The organism is Micromonospora sp. A3M-1-15, from assembly GCF_024213425.1.
Taxonomy (GTDB): Bacteria; Actinomycetota; Actinomycetes; order Mycobacteriales; family Micromonosporaceae; genus Micromonospora; species Micromonospora chersina.
In genome coordinates this window covers 227,780-239,369 of sequence record NZ_JANAVK010000006.1, presented here as the reverse complement: position 1 = coordinate 239,369, position 11,590 = coordinate 227,780, and the positions used below count along the sequence as shown (strand labels likewise).

The window sequence follows — 11,590 nt, the reverse complement described above, 5'->3', positions numbered from 1 at the left end:
TCGGCGGCCGGCGCGGGGAGAAGGAGCATGCGGATGCGAAGCGGAAGACATGCCTGGCGGGCCACCGTGGTGGCACTGGCGGTCGCGATCACCGGCCTGCCGGCGACCGGCGCCCTGGCCGAACCGGGCGCGGACGAGCACGCCCGGCTGGTGGTCGAGGACGGGGTCACCCAGCCGGTGTTCGGCTACGCCGACGCGGTCCGGGAACGGGTCTTCGTCACCTCGGACGTGGACACCGACGGCGACGGCGCCCGTGACATCGTGGCGATGGACGTGATCCGGCCCCGGGCCAGCGAGAACGGGCTCAAGGTGCCGGTGGTGATGGACGCCAGCCCGTACTACTCGACGGTCTGCCGGGGCAACGAGGGCGAGTGCAAGGCCGACGTCGACGGCGACGGGCTGAACGACACCTGGCCCCTGTTCTACGACAACTACTTCGTCCCGCGCGGCTACGCGGTGGTCCTGCTCGACATGATCGGCACCAACAACTCGACCGGCTGCCCGGTCACCGGTGGCCGGGCCGACAACATCAGCGCGCCGACGGCCATCGACTGGCTCAACGGGCGGCGGCCGGGCGTCGACGCCGCCGGCCGGGAGGTCGTGGCGGACTGGCACAACGGCCGCACCGGCATGATCGGCAAGTCGTACGACGGCACCCTGGCCAACGCCGCGGCGGCCGACGGGGTGGCGGGGCTGACCACCATCGTGCCGATCTCGGCGATCTCCAGCTGGTACGACTACTCCCGGAGCAACGGCCTCGTCACCCGGGCGAACAACTACTCGGGCAGCCTCGCGAACACGGTCACCAACCCGGCCCGCCGGGCGTACTGCGCCCCGGTGCGGGCCGCCCTCGGGCAGGGCGGCGACGACGTCACGGGCGACTACAACGACTTCTGGGCGGAGCGGGACTACGTGCCGCACGCCGACCGGGTCCGCGCCAGCGTCTTCGTGGTGCACGGCATCAACGACGACAACGTCCGCCCGGACCACTTCAGCAAGTGGTGGGCCGCGCTGGGCGAACAGGGCGTGCCCCGCAAGCTCTGGCTGACCGGCACCGGCCACGTCGACCCGTTCGACTTCCGGCGCGGCGCCTGGGTGGACACCCTGCACCGCTGGCTCGACCACTGGCTCCAGGGCGTCGACAACGGGATCATGCGGGAGCCGGCCGTCGACATCGAGCGGGCCCCGGACGTCTGGGAGACCGCACCTGCCTGGCCGCTGCCCGACGCCCGACCGACCCAGGTGTTCCTCCGCGCGCCGGCGGCCGGGAACGTCGGCGGGCTCGCCGTCCGCTCCGGCCCCGGCAACGGGTCGGCGACCTTCCAGGACACCCCCACGATGACCGCCACGAACGCCATCCGGCACCCGTCGGACCCGGCGGCGAACACCGACAACCGGCTGGTGTTCCTCTCCGGCCCGCTGACCGCGCCGCTGCACGTCTCCGGCACCCCGGTCGTGAAGATCAGCGCCACCGTCGACGGCGAGGACACCAGCTTCGCCGGACTCCTCGTCGACTACGGCACCCGCCCGCGGTTCAGCACCAGCGGTGACGGCATCCGGACGCTGACCGAGGAGGACTGCTGGGGCGCGACGGCGACCTGGGGCGGCTTCGCCGAGAACGCCTGCTACCGGAAGACCGAGAAGACCGTGGCGTCCAACCCGCAGGAACTGGTCACCAAGGGGATCATCGACGGCCTCAACCTCGACTCGCCGTCGGTGTCGACGCCGCTGGTGCCCGGGCAGAAGACCGCCGTCGACCTGAACCTGCTCCCCGAGGACTACGTCTTCGAGGCCGGCCACCAGATCGGCGTGGTCCTGCTCGGCTCGTACTCCGGTTACAGCAGCCGGGCGAAGCAGAACCGGGCCCACATCACCGTCCACTTCGACCGCAGCCGGATCACCCTGCCGGTGGTCGGCGGCCGGACCGCGGCGGTCGCCGCCGGCCTGTAGGAGAGTCCGGGGCGGGGCAACGTCGCCCCGCCCCGGCTACCGGCCCGGCTGGTACCGGCCGGTGAGCCGGCCCAGCTTCAGCGCCAGGTGCAGGCAGAGCCGCTCGTTGCCGTCCTTGAGGTCGGTGCCGGCGAGCAGTTCCACCCGCTGGAGCCGGTAGTACAGCGTCGTCCGGTGCAGCCGCAGCCGCTCGGCGGTGGCGTGGGCGTTGCCGGCCAGGTCCAGGTAGACCTCCAGGGTCTCCAGCAGCACCTGGTGCGCCTCGTCGCCGAGCAGCCCGCCCAGCCCCGGGTGCACCCGCGCGACGTCCAGGTGCCGGGCGTCCACCCCGGACAACAAGCGGTAGATGCCCAGCTCGGCCCAGGGCACGACCGGGCCCAGGGCGGGCAGTTGCACGCCCACCCGGGCCGCCTGGAACGCCTCCTGGTAGGACAGCAGGCTGTCGTACAGCCGGGGCCGGTCGTCGCCGACCCCGACCACCGTCCGGCTCACCGACTTAAGGCCCCGGGTCGCCGCGCGCAGGGCCTGGTCCAGGTGCCCGGCGGCATCCCCGGCCGCCGCCCGGCCGGTGGCCCGCCCGCCGCACAGCAGCAGCGCCCCGTGGTCGTGCCGCACCAGGTGCAGGGTCTCGCGCGACCCGACCCACTGCCGGGTGGCGACCAGCGCGTGCTCCAGGGCGACGCGGGCCGCGTCGTCCAGGACGTCGTCCCGGGTCACCGCGAGCCGGGCGACAAGCGCGGTGACCTGGCCGTCGCGGGCCACCACGCCGTCGGTGAGCAGCGACCGGACCGCCTCCCGCCGGGCCTCCGGGGACTCGACCAGCAGCGTGCGGGTGGCCTCCGCCTCCCGCTGCGAGGTCAGCTCGCCGAGCAGGTTCTCGCGGTAGAGGGCCAGCGACAGGTCCGGCATCGCCTCGGTCACCACCGAGATGTCGTCGTCGGTCATTCCGTCGACCGCGTCGATGAACCAGACGAAGCCCAGCAGCAGGTCCTGGTGGCGGATCGGCACGCAGACCCGGGGGAGCAGGTCCAGGTCGGGGCGGGCCGGGGTACGCACCGGCTGCCGGGCGTCCATGATGCCGATCTCCCGGGCCCAGGCGATCACCTCCGGGGTGGTGTGCCGGCGCAGGATCGAGCTGCGGCGGACCCCGTCGATCAACCCCGTGTGTTCGCTGTAGACGACGACGCGCTGGCGCCGGTCCTCGATGAGTGCCGGGCGCTTCACCCGCGCCGCGACCCGGTCGACGATGCGTTGCAGCTCCATGCGCATGCGCTTCCCCCGGATAGGACCCTGGGCCTACCTTCCGATGATGTTGGCGGGCGCGCAATACCCCCGCGACACCCGTACCCGGCACGGCCGCGGTGGTTCCGGCATCTGTCGGAAGACCGCGGACCGGCACGCCCCTAACGTGTGCGGGGCCGGGTCCGCCGAGAAGGGAACACCGTCGTGGCCGCAACCAGGCCCTGGCAGGGCGTCGTGGTCGCCCTCCCCACGCCGTTCCGGGGTGACCTCTCCGTCGACTACGACCGGCTCCAGGAGCACGTGCGGTGGCTCGGCGACGCAGGCTGCCGGGGCGTGACCCCGTGCGGCCCGCTGGGCGAATATCCGGCCCTGTCCGAGGGGGAGCGCGCCGACGTGGTCCGCGCCGCCCTGGAGGCGGCGCCGCCGGGCTGCGCGGTGCTGCCGGCGGTCGGGGGGTACGGCAGCCGGCAGGCGCGGCACTGGGCCGAGCAGGCGCGCGACGCCGGGGCGCAGGCGGTGCTCGCCCCGCCACCGGTCGGCTACCCGGGCGGTCCGGCCGAGGTGGTGGCCCACTACCGCGAGGTGGCCGCCGTCGGGCTGCCGGTGGTGGTGTGCCGCGATCCGGCCGAATCCACCGTGGACCTCACCCCGGACCTGCTCGCCCGGGTCGCCGAGACCGACGGCGTCGTGGCGGTGCGGGAGGACGACGTCCGCCGGCTGCACCGGGTCCGTGACCTCTGCCCGCACCTGGACGTGCTGGCCGGCGCCGACGACGTGCTGCTGGAACTGACCGTCTGCGGGGCGACCGGATGGCTGGCGCGCAGCCCCAACGCCCTGCCCCGGCTCTGCCTGCGTCTGCACCGGCTCTGCGCCGCCCGCGACCTGGCCGCCGCCCTGCCGCTCTACGCCCGCCTGCATCCCCTGCTCGGCTGGGGCGCCCGCACCGAGGGGGTCCAGGCGGTGAAGCTGGCCATGGGGCTCACCGGCCGGTACGGCGGCCCGTGCCGGCCGCCCCGCGGCGCGCTGCCGCCCGACCTGGAGGAGCGGCTGTGCCGGGACCTGCGGCGGGCCGAGCGGGCCGACGCCGGGCCGGTGCCCACGGCGTGACGTCCTGCACGTGTCGGAAGTCGCCGGTCCACCTGCCGACATCTGCACGGTGACCGCCGCGCCGGCCGGCTCCTAGGGTCGGATCGAGCGTGATCATGCGGGACGGCGAGCGCCCCCTGACCGCCCCGCCCCCTCCCGCCCCCGACCTGAGAGGTGACTCGATGCACCTTCTGCCCACCAGGCGTGCGGTGTGGCGCTCGGTCCTGGCCGCCGCCGTGACGACCGTCCTGGTCGCGACCGGCTCCGCCGGGCCGGCCTCCGCCGCACCGGGCGACCCGCCGGACGGGCCCGCCCCGTTCCAGCCGCTCGACCCCCAGCACTGGCAGAACCCCGACACGATGACCTGGGACGACTACCGGCAGGTGCCGAACCGGAACTGGGCCGACCCGACCGTGCGCGGCTCGGTCCGCAACTTCAAGATCGCGCTGGTCACGCTGGACTACGTGGACCAGCCGTTCGTCATCACGCAGCCGGCCGGCTCGACGGTGTTCGGCAACCCGCAGGCGACCGCCGCGAACGTGCCCCGGAACCAGGTCGCGCGGTTCTACACGGATTTCCTGAACAAGCCGGGTGACCTGAACCGCGGACACACCCTGCACGAGTACTGGATGCAGGACTCCAACGGCCGGTACGGGGTGGACCTCAGCGGCTTCGGCCCGTACGAGATGCCGGCTAAGTCCTACCAGTACGGCATCGACAACGGCTTCAACCCCGGCGCCTGCCCGACCGGGGAGGCGTGCGCCAAGAACATCCGCACCGACGGGCTGGGCGCCTGGCGCGCGGCGGTCGGCGACGCGGTGGCCGACAGCTTCGAGCTGGTCTTCATCCTCTCGGCCGGCCAGGACGAGTCGTCCACCTGGCAGGAGTTCGGCCAGATGATGTTCCAGACCAAGGAGGACGTGCCGGACGCGTGGGGCCCGCCGGACCCCACCCTGCCCAACTACGCGAAGACCCGCTACGTCGAGTGGACCTCGTGGAAGGCGGCCGCCACGATCTGGCCGAACGCCGGCGGCGGCTCGTCCACCCAGGCGGAGAGCTCCGGCATGGGCGTGTACGCCCACGAGCTGAGCCACCTGCTGAGCATCGGGGACAACTACAACAACCCGTACGGCACACCGTTGCGCCGCGCGTACACCGGCATCTGGAGCATGATGTCGCGCGGCTCGTTCAACGGGCCGGGCGGACCGCACACCCGCTGGCAGATCCCGCCGGTCAACGGCGGCTCGATGGGCTCGCTGCACACGCTGCGGGACAAGCTGAAGATCGGGCTGCTCGGTGAGGAGCACGTGCTGCGGCTCTCCCGGGAGGGGCTGGCCACCTCCGGCATGGTGGTCGCCGACGTGACCGCCCGCGCCGTGGACGCCGGACCCGGCGGGCTGACCGGGCTCAACATCGCCATGAACGCCGACCGCTCGCCGGCGTGCACCGTCACGGCCGACCCGCTCTGCGACGGCGGCCGGTACAACAACTACACGGTCGAGGTCGTCGACCGGATGGGCGCGGACTCGTTCACCCCGGACGACGGCGTGCTCATCAGCAAGACCAAGAACACCGACAGCGCACCGTTCGTGTGGGTGGTCGACGCCAACCCGCAGGACATCGACATGGTCGACTTCTACCAGCCGAACGGCACCCCGCAGAAGATCACCATGGGCGACTACCGGCAGCTGTCCGACGCGCTGTTCCACGCCGGGGCCAACTCCGGCAGCGAGTACGAGTACGTGGACGAGGCCAACCGGCTGCACTTCTACGTGCTCAACCTGCGCCGCGACGGCGACGGGGTGCTCTCGTACACGGTGGCGGTCCGGTCGCTGGACGGCGCCGGGCCGAGCACGCACGGGGTGGCGCTGTCCAAGGGCCACCTGGTGACCCGCGGCGAGCCCACCGGCAAGGGCGCCACCTGCGCGTTCGACCTGACCAACACGGGGACGTACGCGGCCGGCGGCCAGCCGCACCCGGAGGACGCCGGCGCGTACCTGCGCTCGGACGTCTACCGGCTGTCGGCGACCGTCGGCGGCCAGGGCTGGCGGGTGGAGCTGCCGAACGAGCTGGCCACGGCCGAGTTCGGCGCCAGCACCCCGGTCGCCGTCTCGGTGGGGGCCGGCTCCGGCGCGACCGCCACCACCCTGGTGACCCTCACGGCCACCTCGGAGAGCGACCGGAGCAGGACCGTGACGAGCCAGTGCCGGGTCGAACGACCCCGGGCGCTGCTCGGCTGACCCGCCGCTGCTCGGCTGGCCAGGGCGGTGCGGATCCCGTGTCGCACCGCCCCTGCTCGGCTGATCCATCCCGGGGCGGTGCGGACACCCGCGTGCCGCACCGCCCCGGGAACCACCCCGACGACCAGGAGGACAGATGCGCCGCCTGCTGCCAGCGCTGCTGCTGCCGACGCTGCTGACCGGCGCGCTCGCCGCGTGCGGTGACGCCGAGGAGGCCCGGTCGGCCATGACCGTGCGGGTGCTCGTCCGGGACATCAACATCCGGCCGGCGGGCGTCGAGTGCGCCGGCACCGGCCCCTACACGCACTTCCACAACCGGGCGCCGTTCCAGGTGGTCGACGCCGCGGGCCGGACGCTCGCCGAGGGCGCGCTGTCCCCGGGCCGGTCGGTGGCGACCTTCGCCGAGGACCTGGAGGTCACGCGCGTGCCGACGTACTGCGAGTTCGCCGTGCCGGTCGACCTGGCCGCGCGGGACGCCTACCGGCTGGTCGTGGACGGCCACCCGCCGGTCGACCTCACCCCGAACGACAGCGAGGGACCGGCGCTGGTCGCCGTGGTGCCGTCGTGATCCGGGGGTACGCCGTCCGCCTCGCCGCCGTGGCCCTCGCCGCGGCGCTCACGGCGACCGCCTGCTCCGGCGGCGACGACGCGCCCGCCCGGCCGGAGCCGGTCGCCGGTGGGGCCGCGGCGCTGCCGGGCCCGGCGCCGGCGGGTCTCGCGCTGCGCCCGGCGCCGTCCGGGGCGGCCGGCGCGCCGGCCGTCACCGGCGCGCTCACCGACGGCAGCCCGGTGGCCCTCGCCGACCTGTGGGCCGACCGCCCGGTCGTGCTGGTCTTCTTCACCTCCTGGTGCGCGCTCTGCGCCGACCGCCAGGCGGCACTGGGCGAGCTGGCCCGCCGCCACCGGGACGAGGTCGTCTTCGTCGGGGTGGCCACCGAGGACAAGCCCGAGGACGTCCAGCGCTACCTGCGGGAGCACCGGGTCGGGTACCCGATCGTGCTCGACGCCGACGGCGGGATCTGGCGCTCGTACGCGGTCCGCGAACCCCCGGCCGTGGTCGTCGTCGCCAAGGGCGGCGCGCTGCTGCGGGGCTGGCCGGGCGGAGTGGACGCGGCCACCCTCGACGCCGAGCTGCGCAGGCTCGTGCTCGCCCCCTGAACCGGCCGGGCTCAGCGGGCCGGCCAGGCCGGCGGGTCGCCGCCCCACCGGGTCGGCGGGCTCGCCCAGTCCGGCCGGCCGTCGGGCAGGGTGACCGGCGGCAGCGCGTACCGGAGGCGGCCCGCGGGCGAGTCCCGCTCGGCGCACCAGGGGTCGGGGTCCGGCGGCGCGGCGTCGGTGACCGGCCCGGCCGGCAGTTCCTGCCGCAGCCACCGCGCGGTACGCGCCAGCGACAGCTCGGCCGTCCACGCGCCCCCGTCGACGGCGCGGCGGGCCAGCGCCCGCAGCACCGCCGCCGCGAGCAGGTAGCCGGTGCCGTGGTCGAGCGCCTGGGCGGGCAGCACGCCGGGCGCGCCGTCCGGCCGCCGCTCGATCTCGGCGATGCCGGTGGCGGCCTGCACCAGGCTGTCGAAGCTGCGCCGGCCGGCCCACGGGCCGCCGCCGCCCCAGGCGGACAGCCGCGCCACCACCAGGTCGGGGTGGTGCCGGCGCAGCGCCTCGGGGGACAGACCCCACCGGTCCAGCGCTCCCGGCCGGTAGCCGGTGACCACCACGTCGGCGTCGGCGAGCAGCGTCGCGAAGCGGGCCCGGTCGGCGTCCCGGCCCAGGTCGAGCAGGGTGGACCGCTTGCCGGCGTCGGTGTCCAGGTGCTGCGGCTCCAGCTCGGGCAGCCCGGGGGAGTCGACGCGCAGCACGTCGGCGCCGAGCAGGGCGAGGAAGCGGGTGGCCACCGGGCCGGCGATCACCCGGGTCAGGTCGAGCACGCGTACCCCGGTGGCGGGCAGCCCGGGCGGCGCGGGCGGCGCCGGGCGGACCGGTGCCGGGGCGTCGGCCCGCAGCCGGACCAGGGGTTCCGCCGCGACGGCCGCGGCCTGCGGGTGGGCGTCCCACTCGTCCGGTGTGCGGGCGGCGACGGCGAGGCCGCCGGCCGCGGTCACCCGCTGTTCGACCTCGGCCGCCGGGCGGCCGCCGAGCCGCTCGCCCACCGCCGCCACCAGGGCGTCGTCGGGGCGCGCCGGGTCGAGGTCGAGCGCGGTCAGCAGCCGCCGCCGGTGGTGCGGATAGTTGGCATGGGTACGCACCCAGCCGTCGGCGGTCGGCCAGAACCGGGACAGCGGGGCGAAACCGCTGAAGGCCCGCCCCTCCACCCGCAGGTGCCGATCGCTGGTGAAGGAGACCGCCACGGCGCGGCTGTCGACGGTGAGCGGGCCGTCCGTCCCGGTCCCGCGGGCCCGGGCCAGCTCCAGGCCGGCCAGCCCGGCGGCGGCGACGCAGGCCACGGCCAGGTCGGTGACCGGCAGCCGGGCCGGCAGCGTCCCGGCCGGCCCGGCCGTCCGCACCGCCGCGGCGGCGGCCGGGTCCCCGCCCAGCGCCGCCCAGGCCGATCCGATCGCCTGCGTCGTCGGGTTCACCACCGGTCGATCATCGCACCCGCCGCCGGCCGCGGCCCCGCGGTCACCGGGGTCGCCGGGTCTTCGACGGAGACAGGGTCGGCAGCGGGCTGAGCGAGGGGGAGACGGTCGGCAGCGAGGTCGGCCGCTCGGTCGGGCTGGGGCTCGGGCGCGACGGGGTCGGGCTCGGCGTCGGCGGCGCCGACGGGGTGGGCGAGGAGGTCGCCGGTGGGGTCGTCGGGGCGGGGGTCTCCGGGGCGTCGTCCGGGAACGCCGGATCGGCGAACCGGTACTTGTCCGGGTCGAGCTTCAGCGCCGCGGTGGCCTGCTCCATGAACTGCCGCCAGATCGGCCCGGGCCCGGTGGAGCCGTAGACCTCGTAGCTGCCGGCCGTCGTGCGGAGCGGCTTGCCGTCGGTGGTGCCGAGCCAGACGGCGGAGGCGAGCGCCCCGGTCCAGCCGACCATCCAGGTGTGCACGTTCTGGGTGGTGCTCTGCCCGGCCTGCCAGGTGCCGGTCTTGCCGGCGGAGTCCCAGTCGTTGTCCAGCTTGGCCGCCCGGACCCGGCGCAGCGTCCAGTCGAGCTGGTTGATCGCCTCCTGGTCGAGCCCGAGCTCGGTCTGCTTGAGCTGCTCGCCCCACACCTTCTCGTCGCCCTTGGTCACCGACCGGACGAAGTGCGCCTCGGCGCGCTTGCCGCCGGCCGCGAAGGTGGCCATCCCGTTGGCGTGGTCCTGCACGCTGATGCCGTACTGGCCGATGCCGACCTCGGTGGAGAACCGCCCGGCCACCTCCTCGGCGGGCTTGTCCCGCAGGTCCACCCGCTGCGGCTGGGGGTTGCCCTTGACGGTCTCCCACATCGACTCGACCCCGGCCCGCTTGGCCATGTCGATGACCTTGGCGGTGCCGAGCTTCTCGGTCAGCTCGAAGTAGGTGACGTTCAGCGAGGCGACGGTCGCCTCCCAGAGGGCGCAGTTCGGCTGGCAGGGCGCGTGCTCGGCGTTGCGGATCGGACCGGCCGGGCTGCCCTTGGTCCGCCCGGAGTCGGGGAACTCCTTGGTGTCCGGCGAGTCGAACCGCTGCTTCACCGAGATCTTGTTCTCCACGGCGGCGGCCAGGTCGTACACCTTGAACGAGGAGCCCGGCGGGTGCTGGCCGAACCCGCGGGCCTGGCCGTTCTCGTCGGTGTACCAGCCGGCGTAGTCGGCGCCGGAGCCCTTGTCGCCGCCGTAGTAGCCGAGCACCCGGCCGGTGCCCGGCTCCACCGCGACGAGCGCGGCCTGCCAGTTCTTCGGCTGGCCGCGGACCGCCTCCGGTGCGGTGTCCCGCCGGATGTCGGCGGCGGCCTCCGCGGCGTCCTGCACCCGCTTGTCGATGGTGGTGACGATCCTGTAGCCGCCGTCCCGGATCGCCTCGTCGGGCTGGCCGCGGAACGGCTCGGTCTGCCGCAGCTCGCTGAGCACGTGGTTGACCACCAGGCCGGTCGGGCGGTCCAGCCCGGAGCGGCCCGCGTTGGGGTCGACGGGTCGCACCGAGTCCGGGTACGCCAGGTTCGCCGCCTGCTCCGCGGTGAGGTACCCGAGCTTCACCATGCCGTCACGGATGTAGTTCCAGCGGTCGATCGAGTTCTGCTTCGCCGTGGCGTTTCGCCGCGGGTCGTAGCCGGGGGAGCCCTCGGGGTCGGCCGGGTCCGCCTCCGGCTGCTTCACCATGGCGCACAGCACCATGGCCTCGGCCTGGGTGAGCTGCTGCTGCGGCGGGGCGTCCCGGCGCACCGTCTTGCCGAAGAAGGTCTGCGCGGCCGCCTCGATCCCGTACGCGCCCCGCCCGAACGGGACGGTGTTCAGGTAGAAGCCGAGGATCTCGTCCTTGCTGTACGTGTCGTCCAGCTTCCACGCGATGACCGCCTCGCGCAGCTTCCGCGAGTAGGTGACCCCGCGCAGGTCGGCGGCGACCCGCGCGTACTGCTGGGTGAGGGTGGAGGCACCCTGCCGCTGCCCGCCGGTGACGTTCGCCCAGGCCGCCCGGAGCACGCCCTTGAAGTCCACCCCCTTGTTGGTCCAGAAGGTGCGGTCCTCGGCCGCCACGATGGCCTGCTTGGCCGAGTCGTTCATCTGGTCGTACGGGACGATGGTCCGGTTCTCGGCGCCCAGCTTCGCCATGGGCGTGCGGCCGTCGGCGTAGTAGACGGTGGTCGACTCCGGCAGTTTGAGGTCGGTGGGAGTCGGCACGCTGTCGAAGTAGTAGCCACCGGCCACCAGGCCGGAGCCGGCCAGCAGCGCGAACACCGCCAGGAAGATCGCCAGGCGGTGTCGCCGGCGCTTCCGCCCCGGGGTCGGGGTCGCGGCGCCCACGGCGTCGTCGTTGTCACCGGTCTGAAGCATCCGCACCCGATACCCTCCGACTGCTCGGCCGAATCGTGTCCCTGCCCGGCTCGCAGGCTAGCGGAGCTGCGGCGACGGCACAGGCTTCCCGCCGTGCCGCGCGGTGGTGCCCGGCGCGACGCGATGCGGCGGCCCGCCGG

General features: G+C 74.6%; 8 protein-coding genes. 5 read left to right on the top strand and 3 right to left on the bottom strand.

Annotation, left to right across the window (positions count from 1 at the left end):
• The first annotated feature begins 33 nt into the window (after positions 1-33).
• Positions 34-1,950, top strand: a complete 1,917-nt coding sequence (locus tag NLX85_RS27460) for a Xaa-Pro dipeptidyl-peptidase (protein WP_254339937.1) — start codon at positions 34-36, stop codon at positions 1,948-1,950.
• Positions 1,951-1,986: 36 nt separating this feature from the next.
• Here the strand turns inward: NLX85_RS27460 and NLX85_RS27455 are convergent, their stop codons facing one another.
• Complete coding sequence (locus NLX85_RS27455) at positions 1,987-3,213, bottom strand: CdaR family transcriptional regulator (RefSeq protein WP_254339936.1); 1,227 nt, start codon at positions 3,211-3,213, stop codon at positions 1,987-1,989.
• 183 nt (positions 3,214-3,396) lie between these two features.
• Here NLX85_RS27455 and NLX85_RS27450 point away from each other — a divergent pair, with 183 nt between their 5' ends.
• From NLX85_RS27450 to NLX85_RS33200, 4 genes are all read left to right on the top strand, one after another.
• Entirely contained in the window at positions 3,397-4,299 is a 903-nt protein-coding gene (locus NLX85_RS27450; RefSeq protein ID WP_254339934.1) for a dihydrodipicolinate synthase family protein, read from the top strand.
• Between the two features lie 161 nt (positions 4,300-4,460).
• Positions 4,461-6,518, top strand: coding sequence for a M6 family metalloprotease domain-containing protein (locus NLX85_RS27445; RefSeq protein WP_254339932.1), 2,058 nt, complete (start codon positions 4,461-4,463; stop codon positions 6,516-6,518).
• Between the two features lie 136 nt (positions 6,519-6,654).
• The gene (locus NLX85_RS27440; protein WP_254339930.1) at positions 6,655-7,086 is read left to right on the top strand and encodes a hypothetical protein; all 432 of its coding nucleotides are present in this window, start codon (positions 6,655-6,657) and stop codon (positions 7,084-7,086) included.
• Positions 7,083-7,676: a TlpA disulfide reductase family protein gene (locus NLX85_RS33200; protein ID WP_254339928.1), complete on the top strand. Its 594-nt coding sequence runs from the start codon at positions 7,083-7,085 to the stop codon at positions 7,674-7,676. Before NLX85_RS27440 ends, NLX85_RS33200 begins: the two co-directional genes overlap by 4 nt.
• Before the next feature lie 11 nt (positions 7,677-7,687).
• On the opposite strand, the gene NLX85_RS33570 is transcribed toward NLX85_RS33200, so the two are convergent.
• Both NLX85_RS33570 and NLX85_RS27425 read right to left on the bottom strand, forming a co-directional pair.
• Positions 7,688-9,091, bottom strand: coding sequence for a CoA transferase (locus tag NLX85_RS33570; protein ID WP_254339925.1), 1,404 nt, complete (start codon positions 9,089-9,091; stop codon positions 7,688-7,690).
• A 40-nt stretch (positions 9,092-9,131) separates the two neighbouring features.
• Positions 9,132-11,450, bottom strand: coding sequence for a transglycosylase domain-containing protein (locus tag NLX85_RS27425; RefSeq protein ID WP_254339922.1), 2,319 nt, complete (start codon positions 11,448-11,450; stop codon positions 9,132-9,134).
• Positions 11,451-11,590: the final 140 nt, after the last annotated feature.